The sequence below is a fragment of the Buchnera aphidicola (Diuraphis noxia) genome, assembly GCF_001700895.1.
GTDB lineage: Bacteria > Pseudomonadota > Gammaproteobacteria > Enterobacterales > Enterobacteriaceae > Buchnera > Buchnera aphidicola_D.
This window is the reverse complement of sequence record NZ_CP013259.1, coordinates 262,624-280,894: the sequence shown is the minus strand read 5'-3', so window position 1 is coordinate 280,894 and position 18,271 is coordinate 262,624. Positions and strand designations below refer to the sequence as shown.

Below are 18,271 nucleotides of genomic sequence, written 5' to 3'. Positions count from 1 at the left end.
TTAGCGATATATACTAAAAGTATTAATTATTTTGTTTTCTTTTTTTCTGAAAAAAATTTTTTAAAAGATTAGAGCATTCTTTTTGCATAACATTTTTTTGAATATTAAATTTTTTTTCCATATTTAAAAAAAGACTTTGTAAATTACATTGATTATTTTTTTGTTTTTCATAATTTGCACCAAATACTAAACGTTTAATGCGACTTTGTATAATTGCTCCACAACACATTATACAAGGTTGTAACGTTACATATAATGTGCTGTTAACTAGTCGATAATTTTTTATTACTTTTCCTGCATAACGTAATGCTACAATTTCTGCATGTGCAGTAGGATCATTTTGTGAAATAGAACTATTCCAACCGATTCCTATTATTTGTTCGTCAAAAATCAACACTGCACCTATAGGAACTTCACCTTTTTTTTCTGCATGATGTGCATATTTTAAAGCAATTTTCATCCATTTTTCATCTTTTTGATATATCATAAAATATCTTTAGTACCTTGTTTTTTTTTGATTATATTGAGTTTGTCTTTTTTCCATTGTTTATTTTTTATATGTAATCTTTTATCTTGTATACTTTTCCCCTTTGCTAATCCAAATTCTAGTTTACACCAAGATTTTTCCCAAAATAAAGATAAAGAAACAAGAGTATATCCTATATTTTTTTTCTTATTAGATAAAAAATTAATTTCATTTTTATTTAATAATAATTTTCTTTTTCTTGTAGGATTATATATAATATATTTAGAAGATACACTTAAAGGTTGAATTAAGGAGTTACAAAGATACATCTCATTAAAAACACTGGTTATATAACTCTCAGTAATATTTACTTTTCCAGATCTAATAGATTTTACTTCCCACCCCTCTAAAACAAGACCAGATTGAAATTTTTTTTCTATAAAATAGTTATAATATGCTTTTTTATTAACAATTTTAAATAATTTTAAATTACAATTTTTCTTATCTATCATAATATTATTTTTCCAAAAAAAATATGTATTAATGTCTTCTACATCTAAAAAATAGTATTTATAATCAATCTAATTATCATTAATAACATATAAATAAAAAAATGCATATCATTCAAGCAACAGTAGTTTATGCTTTACCAGATATTCAATATATTTTAAAGGTTAATATGAAAATAGGAAGTACTGTAAAAGAAGCAATATTAGAGTCAAAATTATTAACATTGATAAAAGGCCTATCATTATATACTTTAAAAGTGGGAATTTATAATAAATTAGTATATTTAAATTCACGCATAGAAAATGGAGATAGAATTGAAATTTATAGAAATTTAATATTTGATCCAAAAGAACGAAGAAGAAAAAATATTTTAATTCAAAAATGAATTAATTAAAGACTATAATGTATTTTAGATTTAATAAAATTAAAAAAATTTTTAATTTTTATTAAATCTAAGAATATTATGTTTATATTTTTTTCTTTGACACTAACACCATAGCTGGACGTAATAAACGAGAGTTATGTAGAATATAACCAGGTTGCATAACTGTTACTATTTTATTAGAATCCATGTTATTAGTATAATGAATAGACATAGCTTCATGAATAGATGGATCAAATGGTACATTGATAGCGTCTATTTTTTTTATATGGAATTGTTGAAAAGCTTGGTTTAATAAATCAGATATTAATTCTAATTTATTTTTTATTTCTACAAAAAATTTATTTGACATATTTTTTTTTATTAAATTTAATGAACGTTCAACGTTATCAAATATGGGTAGAAAATTAATAATACATTTTTCTAATGAAAATTTTCTAGCTTGGTTGATTGTTTTGTTTGATCTATTCAAAAAAATTGTTAATTCTTTATCAATAGAGATTTTTTTTTCTAATATTTTTTTTTCAGATTCTTGTAGTTGATTTTCTAAGAATGTTATTAAATCTTTGTTTATAAAATTATTCTTTTCACAATCAATTTTTTCTTTTTCAATGTTTTTTTCTATTTTTTTATCTTGTTTTTTTGTCATAAAAACATCTCTATTTAGTATTTGGTTATTCTATAAAAAATATTTTAAAAATCTTATTTTTTATGACGTTTTAAGAATTTATTATAAATATTATTTTATTATTTGTTTCAAGATATTCTATTGGATTTTATAGTTTTTAAATAGAGGAGGTATGTAAGAAATTGACGTATCCCATGGTTGTTCAATCCATACATTTTGAGGAATATCTATCACATAATCATCAACTAATAAACGACCCATTGGTTTTGCAAAAATTGTAACAAAATATGCTTTGGGATATAAATTTCTAATAATTTTTGCAGTTCCACCAGTATCTACTAAATCGTCTATTACAATAATTTTTTCTCCGTTACCTTTTGCTTTTTTGATAATTTTTCTACTTTTTTTTAGACAATTATAATCATAACTTGAAACACAGACAGTATCGACATATCGAATACCCAATTCTCTTGCGAGTAGAGTAGATGGAACGAGACCTCCTCTACTTACAGCAATGATTCCATTAAAAAGTTTAATTTTTAGTAATAATCGATTTGCTAATTTTCTAGTATGAATTTGAAGCATATCCCAGGTGACGATGTATTTCTCACTCATAAAAAGAAATTCCGAAACTATAAAATAGTATTTATTTGAGAAAATTAAAAAAAATTTATAATGATTATATGATTGTGGTGTTTTCAAAAAATTAGAAATTTAAGATAAATTAATATTTTTCATTTCTGTTTCAATAATTAGTATTAATATATGAATAATTTTAATATGAATTTCTTGTATTCGATCTGAAAATCCAGAGTAAGGAACACAGATTTCTATATCAGACAATCCTTGTATTTTTCCTCCATTATTTCCGGTTAAAGCAATTGTGTTAATATTTTTCTTTTTCGCTTCTTTTATTGCTTTAATAATGTTAGAAGAATTTCCAGAAGTAGAAATTGCTAAAACTGTATCTCCTGAACACCCCACACTCTGAATAAATCTTGAAAATACATGATCATAACCAAAGTCATTTCCTACAGAAGATATATAACTACTGTCAGAAATAGATATAGCTGGATATCCTGGTCGTTTTTCTCTATAAAGACTAGTTAATTCCTCTGAAAAATGTGACGCATCACAATGAGAACCGCCATTTCCACAGGAAATTACTTTCTTTCCATTTTTCAATGAACTACAAATTAACATTGCAGATTTTTCAATATTATTTAATTGTTTTTTATCTTGTAAAAATTTTATTAAAAGATTTGATGCAACATTTAATTCTGAAAAAATTATTTTTTTATACATAATTTAAATATTTTTATATTAAATAAAAAAATTTAATATTCTCTTTAAAAGAGAATATATTATTTTTTTTCGGTGCGGACGGGGCTCGAACCCGTGACCTCCGGCGTGACAGGCCGATATTCTAACCAACTGAACTACCGCACCTTCTTTTTTTAATTATACTACTATTTTACATATTTTAAAAAAGCAGTCAATGATCTTTTTAAGATTTATGAAAAAAATTTATTCCACAAACATATACCATGTTTTTTCATATATTCAAGATATTCTTCATGTAGTTGAATTTCTTTTTTTGTAGCATATAAAACTTTTAACGGTTTTTTGTTAGCGATCGTATTTTTTTTTTCTTTAAAAATTGTGTTGCTAGAGATATTGTCATAAACAAACATAGACTCTTGACCACCAGTCATTAAAAGATATAATCTACCTAAAAGAGTTGCATCTATAATAGCGCTATGTAAATTTCTCGCAGATTTAGTTATTTTATAACGTTTACAAAGAGCATCTAGATTATTTTTTTTACCAGGAAATAATTTTTGCGCGATTTTTAATGTATCTATTACAGAACAAATTGTATCAATTTTGTCTATTTTTTTGTTTAACATTTGCAATTCTTGATTTATGAATCCTATATCAAATACAGCATTATGAATAACTAATTCAGAGTTACTGATATATTTTAAAAATTCATCAGAAATATCTTCAAAAGATGGCTTGTCTAATAAAAAACTATCATTAATACCGTGTATGTTCAAAGCTTCAGGGTCAATCGATCTGTTAGGTTTAATATAAACATGAAAATTATTTCCTGTAAAACGTCGATTAATAATTTCAATAGCTCCAATTTCTATAATTCTATGATTAATATGTGGAAGTCCATAAAAATTTATACCTGTCGTTTCAGTATCTAATACAACTATTCGTTTTTTTTTGATCATAATTTTAAACTTTTTTTAATAAAAATTATATAATTTTAGGAATTAATACTATGCTTAAAAAAATTAAAATGTTTACAGATGGATCTTGTTTAGGAAATCCTGGAGCAGGTGGATATGGAACAATATTACGATATAAACTACATGAAAAAATATTAACCTCAGGTTTTTATTTAACCACTAATAATAGAATGGAATTAATGGCTGTAATATCAGGGTTAGAATGTTTAAATCAATCTTGTTTAGTTCAAATTACAACAGATAGTTTATATGTTAAAAAAGGCATTACAGATTGGATGCCTGTATGGAAAAAAAAAGAATGGCGAACAACTAAAAAAAAACGCGTAAAAAATATAGATTTGTGGTTAAGAATCACTGATGTCTTAGAAAAACATTTAGTGAATTGGCTGTGGATTAAAGCACATGTAGGACATTTAGAAAATGAAAGATGTGATATAATAGCACGTGAATCAGCCAAAAATCCATCATTTAAAGATTTTTATTACGAAAATAATCAATTATAAAAATAATTTATAAATTTTTTTTTAAAAAATAATATTTTTGTTGGAGTTAAGAAATGATGTTAAAAAAAATTCCTGTATTAATCGATAACTATATTTGGATACTATATAATAAAAATAATTTTTGTATCATTATTGATCCTGGTGAATCGGATCTAATATTGAAAGAAATAAAAGAACATAAATGGTTTCCAGTAGCTATTTTATTGACTCATAATCATTTAGATCATGTAAGTGGAGTAAAAAATATAGTCAAACATTATCCAGAAATAATAGTATTTGGACCTCAAGAAACAATAGAAAACAATATCAATGTTGTTGTTCAACCTAATGAAAAAATATTTTTATTAAATAAAGAATTTTTTGTTCTTTTTACTCCAGGTCATACATTAGGTCATGTTGCATATTATAACAAACCTTATCTTTTTTGTGGTGATACTGTGTTTTCAGCAGGTTGTGGAAAGGTGTATGATAAAAGATATTTAGATATGTATAATTCTATAAAAATTATTGCATCGTTTCCGGATGAAACAATACTATGTTGTGCGCATGAATATACGTTGTCTAATTTAATTTTTTCTATGTCTATACTTCCTCACGATCGATTGATTAAAAATTATTATAACAAAATAAAAATAATTATCGAAAATCAGAGATCTTCTTTACCTACTTATATATCAATAGAGAAAAAAATTAATATTTTCTTTAGGACTAAGGAAAATTTTTTAAAAGAAGCTATAGGATTAGATTATAATTGCAGTTGTTTAGAAACATTTACAAGTCTAAGAATAAAAAAAGATTTTTTTTGGAGCTAAGCGGGATCGAACCGCTGACTTCCTGCGTGCAAGGCAGGCGCTCTACCAGCTGAGCTATAGCCCCAGATAATAATATGGTAGGCCTGAGTGGAATTGAACCACCGACCTCACCCTTATCAGGGGTGCGCTCTAACCGTCTGAGCTACAAGCCTGTTTTATTAGATAATTTGTGTGGGCACCTTCAAAAAGTATATATTTTTTAAGGAGGTGATCCAACCGCAGGTTCCCCTACGGTTACCTTGTTACGACTTCACCCCAGTCATGAATCACAAAGTGGTAGGCGCCTTCTTTTTATAGTTAGGATACCTGCTTCTTTTGCAACCCACTCCCATGGTGTGACGGGCGGTGTGTACAAGGCCCGGGAACGTATTCACCGTGGCATTCTGATCCACGATTACTAGCGATTCCGACTTCGTGGAGTCGAGTTGCAGACTCCAGTCCGGACTACGATTTACTTTATGAGATTTGCTTGTCTTTGCAGATTTGCTTCTCTTTGTATAAACCATTGTAGCACGTGTGTAGCCCTGGTCGTAAGGGCCATGATGACTTGACGTCGTCCCCACCTTCCTCCGGTTTATAACCGGCAGTCTTCTCTGAGTTCCCGGCCGAACCGATGGCAACAGAGAATAAGGGTTGCGCTCGTTGCGGGACTTAACCCAACATTTCACAACACGAGCTGACGACAGCCATGCAGCACCTGTCTCACAGCTCCCTAAGGCACTTTTTTATTTCTAAAAAATTCTGTGGATGTCAAGACCAGGTAAGGTTTTTCGCGTTGCATCGAATTAAACCACATGCTCCACCGCTTGTGCGGGCCCCCGTCAATTCATTTGAGTTTTAGCCTTGCGGCCGTACTCCCCAGGCGGTCGACTTAACGCGTTAGCTTCGGAAGTCACTTCTCTTGGAAACAACCTCCAAGTCGACATCGTTTACGGCATGGACTACCAGGGTATCTAATCCTGTTTGCTCCCCACGCTTTCGCACCTCAGTGTCAGTATTCGTTTAGGAGGCCGCTTTCGCCACGGGTATTCCTCCAGATATCTACGCATTTCACCGCTACACCTAGAATTCTACCTCCCTCTACGATACTCTAGTTTTTCAGTTTCAAATGCAGTTCCTAGGTTGAGCCTAGGGATTTCACATCTGACTTAAAAAACCACCTACGAGCTCTTTACGCCCAGTAATTCTGATTAACGCTTGCACCCTCCGTATTACCGCGGCTGCTGGCACGGAGTTAGCCGGTGCTTCTTCTTCGGGTAACGTCAGGAAATAAAATTATTAGTTTTATTTTTTTCTTCCCCGCTGAAAGTACTTTACAACCCTAAGGCCTTCTTCATACACGCGGCATAGCTGCATCAGGCTTTCGCCCATTGTGCAATATTCCCCACTGCTGCCTCCCGTAGGAGTCTGGACCGTGTCTCAGTTCCAGTGTGGCTGGTTATCCTCTCAGACCAGCTAGAGATCGTCGCCTTGGTAGGCTATTACTCTACCAACAAGCTAATCTCGTCTGGGTTCATCCATAAGCATGAGGCCAAAAAGGTCCCCCACTTTGGTTTTTCAACATTATGCGGTATTAGCTACCATTTCTAGTAGTTATCCCCCTCTTTTGGGTAGATCCCCAGATATTACTCACCCGTTTGCCGCTCGCCGACAAGAAAGCAAGCTTTCTTTCGCTGCCGCTCGACTTGCATGTGTTAGGCTTGCCGCCAGCGTTCAATCTGAGCCATGATCAAACTCTTCAATTGAAAAGCTTTTCTTAAAGAAAGAATCTTTAAGATTTATTAAATAAAAAAATAATTTTTGTACTTAATTTAAGTGCCCACACAGATTATCTAATATATTTTTAAAGAGCGTTTTGTTTATTTAAAACTTGAGTTAAGAGATTACATTTTTTTTATTGTATTGTCAACCTTTTTTGTAAAAAATATTTTTTTGTATTATATTCAAGATATATATTATTAAATACAATATATATTGTAAAAAATTATTGAATAAAATAAAAAAGGTTTAATTTATGAATTTAAAAAACATAATAAAAAAAGATATTAAAATTATTTTATCTAAAATTAGTTATAAAAATACACTTGATCCTATTATTACATTAAATAAAAAGAATAATTCAGATCATTATCAAATCAATAATTTGATAAAAATAGCTACTACATTAAATTTAAAAACTTGTGAATTAGCTGAAAAAATAATGTTTTATATTAACAAAAAACATATGTACAAAAAAACAAGTTTTTCTGAACCAGGATTTGTTAATTTTACCATTTGTAATAACTGGTTATCTGAAGCATTAGAAAAAATTTTTATATCACCTAGACTGGGTATAAAGTATGTACACTCAAAAAATATTGTTATAGATTACTCTTCTCCAAATATTGCAAAAGAAATGCATGTTGGGCATTTACGTTCAACAATAATTGGTGACGTTATGGTAAGAGTCTTAAGTTTTTTAGGGCACAACGTTATTAAAGCTAATCACATTGGAGATTGGGGGACTCAATTTGGTATGCTAATTGCATATCTAGAAGAAAAAAAAATAAACAATAAGGATTTATCTCTTCCTAAACTTGACAAGTTTTACTGTAAAGCCAAAATAAAATATGATTCAGATAAAAGATTTGCAGAAAAATCTAGAAAATATGTAGTAAAATTACAATATGGAGATAAATATTGCTATAAAATCTGGAAAAAATTAGTATTTATTACTATGTCTGAAAACTATAAAATATATAAAAGATTGAATGTGACGCTAGAAAAAAATGATACTATGGGAGAAAGTTCATATAAGAATATGCTTTTTGATATTGTTGAAGATCTAAAAAATAAAAAAATAGCAATTGAACACAATGGAAGTGTAATTGTTTTTTTAGAAGAATTTAAAAATAGAATAGGAAAATCTATGGGAGTAATTATTCAAAAAAAAGATAAAGGATTTTTATATTCTACTATTGATATAGCTTGTATTAAATATAGATATGAAACACTTCATGCCGATAGAATAATATTCTACACTGATTCACGTCAACATCAACATTTAATTCAAGCTTGGATGATAGCAAAAAAAGCTAATTACATATCTAAAGAGTTATTATTAGAACATCATGTGTTTGGTATGATGTTGTCTCCAAATAAACAACCTTTTAAAACTCGAGATGGCAACACCATCAAGCTATCTACTCTTTTAAATCAAGGTGTAGAAAAAGCAAGAAAACTAATTAAACAGAAAAAACCAAATTTTTCTAAAAAAGTTCTAATTCAATTATCTTCTATAATCGGTATTAGTGCAATCAAATATTCTGATTTATCTAAAAATAGACACATGAATTATATTTTTGATTGGGAAAAAATGCTTAACTTTGAAGGTAATACCGCTCCTTATATACAATATGCTTATACAAGAATTATTTCTTTGATCAAGAAGTCTAATATTCCTTTAAAAAAATTAACGTCCAAAATTATTTTAACAGAATCATATGAAATTCATTTAGCTATTAAAATATTAGAATTTGAAGAAATCATTTTATTAATAGAAAAAAAAGGCACACCACATGTAATGTGTAAATACATTTATCAACTTTCTACGTGTTTTTCTAATTTCTATGAAAATTGCTCAATACTTTTTTCAAAAACAATAAAAACTCGAAAAAGTAGATTAAAATTATCGATTTTAACAGCTAAAACATTAAAAAGAGGTCTTAGCATGCTTGGTATTAAAACAATAAAGAAAATGTAACATTTTATATTAAATAATTGAGAAAGGTGAGGAAATAATATAATACTGAAAATGTACTATTTACACCCACACCTCAACTTACTTGAAAAAACTCATTTATTTTTAAATTAATTACCAATAATACTACTCATTTTTATTTGATTAACATTTGTGATTTCTAAATGAGATAAGACAGTCAATTCTGGAAAATTTAATCGTAAAAATTTAGATAAAAAATATCGAAGAGGATGACTAACTAATAATACAAGAGGAGCATTTATTGATAACTGTTTTGTAATAGCTTCTTTTGTTTTTACTAATAAAGTTTGAGATAAATTAGGTTCAATAGCATTAGCACCTTCTTTTATAGTATTTAATAATAACTTTTCTAAATTTGCTTCTAATCCCATTACTTCAATGATATCTTTGTTGCCAAATAATTTTTGTATGATAATTTTTCTTAATGCAATACGAACAATATTAGTTAATTCATGTGGATCTTTTTGTGTATCTGCATGTTCTGATAATGTTTCTAGGATCGTTCTCATATCACGTATTGGAACATTTTCTGATAATAAATTTTTCAAAACTTTATGTAGAACTGTCAAAGTAATTGTATTTGGAATTAAATCTTCTGTAAGTTTCGGCATATCTATAGAAACATGTTCTAATAGCTTTTGAGCTTCTTGACGACCAAACAACTCATCAATACGGTGTGATATTAAAAAATTTACATGTGTAGAAATTATCGTACTAGATTCTATGACAGAATAACCTTTTTCTTTTGCTTCATTTTGAAAATCTTTATTAATCCAATAACCAGATAAACCAAATGTAGGTTCATAAACTTTTTCAAATGGCAACGATTCTATTTCTCTTCCAGTTTCAATAGCCATAAAATGATTAGGAAAGCATTTTCCTTTACCTACTTCTACACCTTTAATTAAGATACGATAAGAATTTTTTGATAAATTTATATTATTTTTGATATGTATTAATGGAGGTAAAAATCCAATTTCTTGAGCAATCGTTTTTCGTACAATACGTATTTTATCTATTAAATTCGTTGCATCATTAATATTAATCATTGATATTAAATTACGTGCTATTTCTATTCTAACTGGGTCTTCTAATTGAACATCATTCCAAGATGCTTCTGTAATAGATTGTTCTATTAACTTATATTTTTTATTGGCATTTAAAACATTACCATTTTTTATAGATTTTTTTTCATATAGCCACCAAGATAAAAAAAATAACAAAGCTGTGAAAACTAAAAAAATAATATTTGGCATACCAGGAACTAATCCTAAAATACCCAATACTCCTGCGCTTAATAAAATCACTTGAGGATTACAAAATAATTGACTAACTATTTGTTCTCCAACATTTTGATTAGTACTCACACGTGTTACAATCACACCAGCAGCAGTAGAAATAACCAGAGCAGGGATTTGTGCAACTAATCCATCTCCAATGGTTAATAAAGTATAAACTTCCGCAGCCTTTTTTAAAGGCATATTATGCTGTAAAAAACCAATAATTAAACCTCCAATGATATTTAAAATCATTATTAAAATTCCAGCAATAGCATCACCTCGAACAAACTTACTAGCTCCATCCATAGAACCATAAAAATCAGCTTCTTGTGTTATTTTAATACGACGTTTTTTAGCTTTTTCTTCACCAATTAAACCTGCATTTAAATCAGCATCTATTGCCATTTGTTTTCCTGGCATCGCATCTAATATAAATCGTGCACCTACTTCTGCAATACGACTAGCACCCTTTGTAATTACTATGAAATTAATAATTACTAAAATTATAAATACAACCATTCCAATAGCAAAGTTTCCACCTACTAAAAAATGACCAAAAGATTCAATTACTTTTCCCGCTGCACTAGTTCCAGTATGTCCATTTAAAAATACAATACGAGTAGAAGCTACATTTAATGCTAAACGTAACAATGTAGAAAACAGTAAAATTGTTGGAAAAGCTGTGAATTCTAAGGTATGACGAGTAAACATTGAAACAAGTAAAATTATTATTGATAAAGAAATATTAAAAGTAAAAAGTATATCTAATACAAAAGGCGCTAATGGTAAAACCATCATCGCTAAAATCATTAAAATCAGTATAGGACCAGCTAGTATTTGCCATTGAGATATTTTAAAAATTTTCATAATACTAAAAAAGGAAGAAAAATTAATCATTTTTTTTACGTTCTCCTCTAAAAATTAGTTCTGATGGGACTATGATATTTTTAGGTTTTTCAGGAAAAACACCACCTTCTTTTTTCCATTTCTTTACTTTCCAAACCCATGCTAAGACTTCTGCAACAGCTTTATAAAGAGGACTTGGAATATATTGTCCTATTTCAGAATAACGGTATAACGAACGAGCTAAAGATGGTGCAGAAATTGTAGAAATATTATATTGAAAAGCTATATTTTGAATTTTAATAGCTGTTTCACCTATACCTTTAGCAATTACTTTAGGTGCATTCATTCTTTTATCATCATATTTTAGTGCAACTGAATAATGTATAGGATTTGTGATTACAACATCAGATTTAGGTACATCTGATATCATTCTTCTGCGTATAATAGCTTTCATTTCCTGACGAATACGAGCTTTAATATTGGGATTTCCTTCTTTCTCTCTAAATTCATCTTTTACTTCCTGATGAGTCATTTTTAAATTTTTATAATGCTTAAATTGCTGAAGTAAAATATCGAAAGATACTATAGGAACTAATCCTAGTATTACTAAAAAACAACAATGAAATATCATATTGCACCCATGAAATAAAGATGATATAAAGCTTTCATGAATTAATGTTAACATTTCAGGAAAAGAAAAATACAAATACCATAGGGTTATACTGATAATAATAAATAATTTTAATATTATTTTAAAAAATTCTATTGCGATTTCAAAAGAAAATATTTTTTTTAAACCACGAAATAGATTTAATTTTTTAAAATTAAAATCTAATGATTTAAAATTAAATTTAATGCCACTGAATAAAATCGGAGGTATTATTATTATAAATAATAGAGTTACCAAAAAAGGAAATAAAATAAAAAACAACTCTTGTAAAAATATAAAAATGTTGAATGTAATTACATCATTGTTTGAAATAATATTTCTATTAAAAGAAAAACTATGAAACATAATATTCATAAAACTAGATAATATAAGATTTTTATACCACCATAAATTTATCAATCCAATCAATAAAATCAACAAAGAATTTAATTCTCGAGGGTATCTTGTTTTTCCTCTTGTTTTAAATTTTTTAATACGATGTTCAGTGGGATTTTCAGTTTTTTCTTCATTTATATTATGATTCATATTCAGTATTTTTAACCATTATTTTCATCTATAAAAAATTTATTAAACCTCTCTATTAAAAAAAAAACAAGTTAATTTTTTGCAATTTTATATACAATTAAAATTCTTTTTACAAAAAAATCTTTTTGATGAAAATTCAAAAATTTTCTACTTTTTGATTAATGTATAAATTTTTTTAAAATGAAAATACAAATTTATGTTTAAAAAAACATTATAAATGTTATTTTATAATATATTGCAATTAGATTCATTAATAAAAAAAATTTTATTTTTTGAGATATAATAAATGCGCACAAGTCAATACTTACTATCAACTTTAAAAGACAAACCTTATGATGCTAAAATTATTAGTCATCAACTAATGATAAGAAGTGGAATGATTAGACAATTATCTTCAGGTTTATATATTTGGCTTCCTATTGGAATAAGAGTTATAAAAAAAATAAAAAAAATTATTACAAAAGAAATGCAAAAAATAAAGGCTCTAGAAATACATATGCCTATAGTTCAACCTGAATCTTTATGGAAAAAAAGTGGACGTTTAAATGTTTATGGAGAAGAATTATTAAAATTTTATGATCGTCGTCAACATCAATTTATTTTAGGGCCTACTAATGAAGAAGTTGCGACTGACTTTGTAAAAAAAGAAATTCATTCATACAAAGAACTTCCTTTAATCATATATCAAATACAAACAAAATTTAGAGATGAAATACGACCTCGTTTTGGAGTAATTAGAGCACGTGAATTTATAATGAAAGATGCCTATTCTTTTCACATTGATAAAGATTGTTTAAGAAAAACTTATGATATTTTTTATCAAAGTTACATCAATATATTTAAAAAAATGCAACTAAATTTTTGCATAGTAAAAGCTAATTCAGGTTCTATGGGTGGAAATTTTTCTCATGAATTTCAAGCTTTTTCTAAAAATGGAGAAGATGAAATTGCTTTTTCAGAAAACAAATTATATTCATCAAATATGAATACAGCTCAATCTATGGAAACCATTAATTTTTTAAAAAATAAAAATACAATTCATACACGTCAAAAAATAAAAAACAGTCAAAAATCTAGAATAATTTCTCATGCGTTAACAACGCCCATAAAAAAGCAAATTAAAACCATTTTAGTTAAAACCAAAGAACATGATACTAATTTAGTAGCAGCATTATTAATACGTAGAGATCATGAATTAAATTTATTTAAACTTGAAAATCTTGCAATATTTCAAAAACCTTTAGTTTTTTTAAACGAAAAAGAAATAATTTCATTAACAGGAGTAAGTAGTAAGTTTGTAGGTCCTATAGGATTAAAAATTCCTATTGTTGCAGATATTTCTACTATTAATATGAAAAACTTTACTATCGGTGCAAATGTAGATGATCAATTCTTTGTGAATGTCAATTGGAATATAGATCTACCTATACCTATTGTACAAGATATTAGAAAAGTTACAAAAGAAGATTTAAGTCCTAATGGAGAAGGTTATCTAAATATTAAAAAAAGCATTGAAATTGGACATATATTTCAAATTGATAGAAAATATTCTAAATCAATGCAAGCTTCAGTTAAGTTAAAAAATGGAAAAAAAGAAAATATGTATATGGGATGTTATGGTATAGGAATTACAAGAACCATAGCCGCTATCATCGAGCAAAACCACGACGAAAATGGTATTATATGGCCTAGTGTTATTGCACCTTTTGAAGTAGCTATCTTGCCTATTAATATAAATAAGTCCAATAAAATAAAAAATATATCAAACTTTTTATATGAAAATTTTAAAAATAGAAAAATAGATGTTATTATAGATGATCGAAATGAAAGACCAGGTATTATGTTTAATAAAATTGATTTAATTGGTATTCCTCATCAAGTCATAATTAGTGAAAATTCAGTTGCAAACCAAAATGTTGAATATAGAAGAAGAAAAGATAAAAAATTTATTTTAATCAATATAAATTGTATTATTGATTTTATTTCAAATCAACTAAAAAAATAAAAAAATATACTATATAAAAAAATATGAAAATACTTTAAATTATAAAACTAGATTACTCGCATCTGAATAAACAATATATTTATGCGAGTTATAAATCTAAAAGCATGTTTAATTATATTTTAAATTTATTTTTTTTGTTTTTGATAATTTTTGCAACGTATTTAAAAATTTATCACTGATATCAATTAATAAATTTTGTTTCAATTTTGAATCTAAAAAAAAATTGTTATTTTGATAAACCATACTTACAGAAACAGTTCCTACAGATTGTTTTTTTAAAAAATGAACAAGATTTTGAACAAAACAAATATCTGTGTTGTTTTCATTGATTATAATTTTTAATTTATGTATATACTTTTTACGAACTATTTGTAAATTCATGATATTATGAGCTGTCATTTTAAGGTTTTTATTGATAAAATTAATATTTACAATACCTTCAACAAACAAAAGATTTTTTATTTTTAAAAGAGATTTATAAGAACTTAATAAGTTTGAAAAAATTATTACTTCTATACGACTTGTATTATCATCTAATACCAATATAGCTATACGATTATTATTTTTGGTTTTTTTAATTTTGATAGAAATTATTATTCCTGCAATTAACATTTTTTTACTTTTACTAAGAAATTTTACATTTGAAATTATTGTATTTTTTAAATAATTTTTTAATTCATCTATATACTTATCAATAGGATGTCCTGTAAGGTAAAATCCTAATACTTTATATTCATCATCTAATGAATTATTCTTTACAGATGATAAATTAATTAGATTATTTTTTTTTACTTGATGTAATTCATCTTTAAACATACCAAAAAGACTTTGTTGTTTAGAAGATTTAAGCTTAAAAGCTTCTTTTGAAGCTTTTAAAACATCGTCAATTAAATTAATTAAATAATGCCGATTTTTATTAAAACAATCACAACTACCAGACATAATCAATTTTTCTAAAACTCGACGAGTGATTTTATTAGAATTTACACGCATACAAAGATCAAATAAATCATAAAAATCACCATTTTTTTTTCGTTCTTTAACAATATCACGTACTGAATTTTCCCCAATACCTTTAATAGCACCCATTCCATAAACTATATGATTATCTTTATTAACGTAAAATTCATATGTACTCAAATTAATATTAGGAGGTATAATTTTTACGCCTATACGAGTAGCCTCTTTCACTAAAACAACGATTTTTTCTGTATTATCTATATCAGATGTCATTGCTGAAGCTATAAATTCTGCAGGATAGTGAACTTTTAACCACAAAGTTTGATAAGAAACTAAAGCATATGCAACAGAATGAGATTTATTAAACCCATATCCTGCAAATTTTTCTAATAAATCAAAAATTTTCATAGCTAATTTTTGATTAATACCATTTTTTAAAGCACCTGATTGAAATATAGAACGTTGTTGTGACATATCTTTCATGTTTTTTTTGCTCATTGCTCGTCTTAAAATATCTGCGCTTCCTAAAGTATAACCAGATAAAATTTGCGCTATTTGCATGACTTGCTCTTGATACAAAATAATACCGTATGTTGATTCTAATATTGGTTTAAGTGATAAATGTTGCCATTTATGATCCGGATATGAAATTTGTTCACGTCCATGTTTACGATTAATAAAATTATCTACCATCCCAGATTGTAAAGGTCCAGGTCTAAACAGTGCAACTAATGCAATTATATCTTCAAAACAGTCAGGTTGTAGTCTGTAAATCAAATCTTTCATACCCTGAGATTCTAATTGAAATATAGCTGTAGTTTGAGATTTTTTGAGTATTTTAAAACATTTATGATCATTGATGGGAATGGAGTTGATGTTTATTAATTTTTGTTTATTTAATTGACGTTTTACATTAATCATATTTACTGCATCATTAATAATTGTTAAAGTACGTAAACCAAGAAAATCAAATTTAACTAAACCTACATATTCTATATCATTTTTGTCAAATTGAGTCACAGGGTTATTACCTGTTTCATCACAATATAACGGACAAAAATCAGTAATTTTAGTTGGTGAAATCACAACTCCACCTGCATGTTTCCCAACGTTTCTATTTGTTCCTTCTAACTTTTTAGAAATATCAATTAAATTTTTAACATCTTCATTATTTTGATAAAGATTGAATAATTCAGATTCGTTTGAAAATGCCTCATTTAAAGTCATACCAGGGTCTGAAGGTATTAATTTAGATAAATTATTAATAAATCCATATGGATATCCCAATACTCTACCCACATCTCTAATGACAGCTTTAGCTGTCATGGTTCCAAAAGTAATAATTTGTGCTACTGCTTTTCTACCATATACATCCGTTACATGTTCGATTACTTTATCACGTTTTTCCATGCAAAAATCAATATCAAAATCTGGTAATGAAATACGTTCTGGATTTAAAAAACGTTCAAATAAAAGATTAAAAGATAATGGATTTACTTCAGTAATATTTAATGCATATGCTACAAGAGAACCAGCACCAGACCCTCGTCCTGGACCTACTGGTATATTATTATTTTTTGCCCATTTGATAAATTCCATAACAATTAAAAAATAGCCAGGAAAACCCATTTCATTGATTACTTTTAACTCCATGTCCAAACGATTTTTATATTTTTTATATATAATTTCATATTCTTTTTGATGAAAATTAAATGTAATTAAACGATTTTTCATTCCTTTATATGCTTGAATAATTAAATAATCTTCAACACTAGCTTGCCCTGTAATAAATTTAGGTAAAAAATATTTACCAGATTTAATAAAAACATTACAACGTTTTGCAATTTCTACACTATTTTCAAGCGATTCTGGGATATCAGAAAAAAGATCATACATTTCTGATATACTTTTTAAAAACTGCTCATCACTATAATTATTTTGAATTTTTGAATTTTTTAATGTCTCACCTTCATTAATAGCAATTCTAATTTTATGAACTTTAAAATCTTCTTTGTTTAAGAAACAAACATCATTAGTTGCAACGACTGGAATATTTTTAGATAAAGATAAATCTATTGCTAAACGTAAATATTTTTCTTCGTTATCTCTATTAGTACGCAACAATTCTAAATAATAAGATTCAGGAAAAATTTTTTGATAAAAAGATAAACAAGTAGATATTAATGATGAATTACCATTTAATAAAACTTTTCCAATTTCACCTTGACAACCTCCAGAAAGTAATATTAATCCTTGATTAATTTCTAATAACCAGTTTTTTTTTATCTTTATATTATAACTATTAGTATATCCATTTTGATATGCTCGAGAAATTAATAAAATTAAATTCTTGTATCCTTCTTCATTTTCAGCTAATAAAGTTAATTTAGTTAGTTCATTGTTTATTAAATCAGAAGAAAATTTAACAGTGACTCCAATAATAGGTTTTACACCCAACGCATGAGCTATATTATAAAATTTAATTACACCATATAAATTATTGTAATCTGTTATTGCAAGAGCAGGCATACCTAACGATGCCGCTTTTTTAATTAAATCTTCAGGTTTAGATAAACCATCGATAATTGAATAATCACTGTGTACGTTAAGATGAATAAATTTAGTTTCATTCATACTATTTCCTGAAATTAACATGAAAATAT

14 protein-coding genes, 3 tRNA genes and 1 rRNA gene are annotated in these 18,271 nt (G+C 26.9%); 5 read left to right on the top strand and 13 right to left on the bottom strand.

The genetic code is table 11. The annotated features are described in order from the left end of the window. Positions 1–22: 22 nt before the first annotated feature. Both tadA and smpB read right to left on the bottom strand, forming a co-directional pair. On the bottom strand, positions 23–487 hold the full coding sequence (gene tadA / locus ATN01_RS01295; protein ID WP_075433293.1) for a tRNA adenosine(34) deaminase TadA: 465 nt from the start codon (positions 485–487) through the stop codon (positions 23–25). Beyond that, positions 484–978, bottom strand: a complete 495-nt coding sequence (gene smpB, locus ATN01_RS01290) for an SsrA-binding protein SmpB (RefSeq protein ID WP_075433292.1) — start codon at positions 976–978, stop codon at positions 484–486. The genes tadA and smpB overlap by 4 nt, the downstream gene beginning before the upstream one ends. A gap of 101 nt (positions 979–1,079) precedes the next feature. On the opposite strand from smpB, the gene ATN01_RS01285 reads away from it, so the two are divergent. Beyond that, positions 1,080–1,361 (top strand): RnfH family protein, encoded by a 282-nt coding sequence (locus tag ATN01_RS01285; RefSeq protein ID WP_075433291.1) that lies wholly within the window; start codon positions 1,080–1,082, stop codon positions 1,359–1,361. An 82-nt stretch (positions 1,362–1,443) separates the two neighbouring features. On the opposite strand, the gene ATN01_RS01280 is transcribed toward ATN01_RS01285, so the two are convergent. The 5 genes from ATN01_RS01280 to dnaQ all read right to left on the bottom strand — a co-directional run bounded on the left by ATN01_RS01280 (position 1,444) and on the right by dnaQ (position 4,232). Continuing rightward, positions 1,444–2,007 (bottom strand): nucleotide exchange factor GrpE, encoded by a 564-nt coding sequence (locus ATN01_RS01280; protein WP_075433290.1) that lies wholly within the window; start codon positions 2,005–2,007, stop codon positions 1,444–1,446. Positions 2,008–2,124: 117 nt separating this feature from the next. Next, positions 2,125–2,601 (bottom strand): xanthine phosphoribosyltransferase, encoded by a 477-nt coding sequence (gene gpt, locus ATN01_RS01275; RefSeq protein WP_075433289.1) that lies wholly within the window; start codon positions 2,599–2,601, stop codon positions 2,125–2,127. A 99-nt stretch (positions 2,602–2,700) separates the two neighbouring features. Then, positions 2,701–3,291, bottom strand: a complete 591-nt coding sequence (gene lpcA, locus ATN01_RS01270) for a D-sedoheptulose 7-phosphate isomerase (RefSeq protein ID WP_075433288.1) — start codon at positions 3,289–3,291, stop codon at positions 2,701–2,703. 70 nt (positions 3,292–3,361) lie between these two features. Then, positions 3,362–3,435: transfer RNA gene (locus ATN01_RS01265), tRNA-Asp, on the bottom strand. Between the two features lie 65 nt (positions 3,436–3,500). Further along, on the bottom strand, positions 3,501–4,232 hold the full coding sequence (dnaQ, locus tag ATN01_RS01260; protein ID WP_203415005.1) for a DNA polymerase III subunit epsilon: 732 nt from the start codon (positions 4,230–4,232) through the stop codon (positions 3,501–3,503). A gap of 47 nt (positions 4,233–4,279) precedes the next feature. Here dnaQ and rnhA point away from each other — a divergent pair, with 47 nt between their 5' ends. Both rnhA and gloB read left to right on the top strand, forming a co-directional pair. Continuing rightward, positions 4,280–4,750, top strand: a complete 471-nt coding sequence (gene rnhA / locus ATN01_RS01255; RefSeq protein WP_075433287.1) for a ribonuclease HI — start codon at positions 4,280–4,282, stop codon at positions 4,748–4,750. Between the two features lie 53 nt (positions 4,751–4,803). Further along, on the top strand, positions 4,804–5,562 hold the full coding sequence (gloB, locus tag ATN01_RS01250; protein ID WP_075433286.1) for a hydroxyacylglutathione hydrolase: 759 nt from the start codon (positions 4,804–4,806) through the stop codon (positions 5,560–5,562). Here gloB and ATN01_RS01245 read toward each other — a convergent pair. The 3 genes from ATN01_RS01245 to ATN01_RS01235 form a co-directional block, all read right to left on the bottom strand. Then, positions 5,554–5,626: transfer RNA gene (locus ATN01_RS01245), tRNA-Ala, on the bottom strand. The two genes, gloB and ATN01_RS01245, sit on opposite strands and share 9 nt — an antisense overlap. 11 nt (positions 5,627–5,637) lie before the next feature. Next, a tRNA-Ile gene (locus ATN01_RS01240) sits at positions 5,638–5,714 on the bottom strand. A gap of 48 nt (positions 5,715–5,762) precedes the next feature. Continuing rightward, positions 5,763–7,307 (bottom strand): 16S ribosomal RNA (locus ATN01_RS01235). 269 nt (positions 7,308–7,576) lie between these two features. Between ATN01_RS01235 and argS the strand changes: the two genes are divergently transcribed. Then, complete coding sequence (gene argS, locus ATN01_RS01230) at positions 7,577–9,304, top strand: arginine--tRNA ligase (RefSeq protein ID WP_075433285.1); 1,728 nt, start codon at positions 7,577–7,579, stop codon at positions 9,302–9,304. A gap of 107 nt (positions 9,305–9,411) precedes the next feature. Here the strand turns inward: argS and flhA are convergent, their stop codons facing one another. Both flhA and flhB read right to left on the bottom strand, forming a co-directional pair. Further along, on the bottom strand, positions 9,412–11,499 hold the full coding sequence (flhA, locus tag ATN01_RS01225) for a flagellar biosynthesis protein FlhA (protein WP_075433284.1): 2,088 nt from the start codon (positions 11,497–11,499) through the stop codon (positions 9,412–9,414). Continuing rightward, entirely contained in the window at positions 11,492–12,643 is a 1,152-nt protein-coding gene (gene flhB, locus ATN01_RS01220; protein WP_075433283.1) for a flagellar biosynthesis protein FlhB, read from the bottom strand. The genes flhA and flhB overlap by 8 nt, the downstream gene beginning before the upstream one ends. A 286-nt stretch (positions 12,644–12,929) precedes the next feature. Here flhB and ATN01_RS01215 point away from each other — a divergent pair, with 286 nt between their 5' ends. Further along, positions 12,930–14,648: a proline--tRNA ligase gene (locus tag ATN01_RS01215; protein WP_075433282.1), complete on the top strand. Its 1,719-nt coding sequence runs from the start codon at positions 12,930–12,932 to the stop codon at positions 14,646–14,648. A 108-nt stretch (positions 14,649–14,756) separates the two neighbouring features. Here the strand turns inward: ATN01_RS01215 and dnaE are convergent, their stop codons facing one another. Beyond that, positions 14,757–18,242, bottom strand: a complete 3,486-nt coding sequence (dnaE, locus tag ATN01_RS01210; protein ID WP_075433281.1) for a DNA polymerase III subunit alpha — start codon at positions 18,240–18,242, stop codon at positions 14,757–14,759. Between the last annotated feature and the right edge of the window lie 29 nt (positions 18,243–18,271).

What these genes read in the sequence shown, in the direction of transcription:
- tadA (WP_075433293.1), bottom strand. Translation starts at nt 487, where the DNA reads ATGATATATCAAAAAGATGAAAAATGGATGAAAATTGCTTTAAAATAT.
- smpB (WP_075433292.1), bottom strand. Translation starts at nt 978, where the DNA reads ATGATAGATAAGAAAAATTGTAATTTAAAATTATTTAAAATTGTTAAT.
- ATN01_RS01285 (WP_075433291.1), top strand. Translation starts at nt 1,080, where the DNA reads ATGCATATCATTCAAGCAACAGTAGTTTATGCTTTACCAGATATTCAA.
- ATN01_RS01280 (WP_075433290.1), bottom strand. Translation starts at nt 2,007, where the DNA reads ATGACAAAAAAACAAGATAAAAAAATAGAAAAAAACATTGAAAAAGAA.
- gpt (WP_075433289.1), bottom strand. Translation starts at nt 2,601, where the DNA reads ATGAGTGAGAAATACATCGTCACCTGGGATATGCTTCAAATTCATACT.
- lpcA (WP_075433288.1), bottom strand. Translation starts at nt 3,291, where the DNA reads ATGTATAAAAAAATAATTTTTTCAGAATTAAATGTTGCATCAAATCTT.
- rnhA (WP_075433287.1), top strand. Translation starts at nt 4,280, where the DNA reads ATGCTTAAAAAAATTAAAATGTTTACAGATGGATCTTGTTTAGGAAAT.
- gloB (WP_075433286.1), top strand. Translation starts at nt 4,804, where the DNA reads ATGATGTTAAAAAAAATTCCTGTATTAATCGATAACTATATTTGGATA.
- argS (WP_075433285.1), top strand. Translation starts at nt 7,577, where the DNA reads ATGAATTTAAAAAACATAATAAAAAAAGATATTAAAATTATTTTATCT.
- flhA (WP_075433284.1), bottom strand. Translation starts at nt 11,499, where the DNA reads ATGATTAATTTTTCTTCCTTTTTTAGTATTATGAAAATTTTTAAAATA.
- flhB (WP_075433283.1), bottom strand. Translation starts at nt 12,643, where the DNA reads ATGAATCATAATATAAATGAAGAAAAAACTGAAAATCCCACTGAACAT.
- ATN01_RS01215 (WP_075433282.1), top strand. Translation starts at nt 12,930, where the DNA reads ATGCGCACAAGTCAATACTTACTATCAACTTTAAAAGACAAACCTTAT.
- dnaE (WP_075433281.1), bottom strand. Translation starts at nt 18,242, where the DNA reads ATGAATGAAACTAAATTTATTCATCTTAACGTACACAGTGATTATTCA.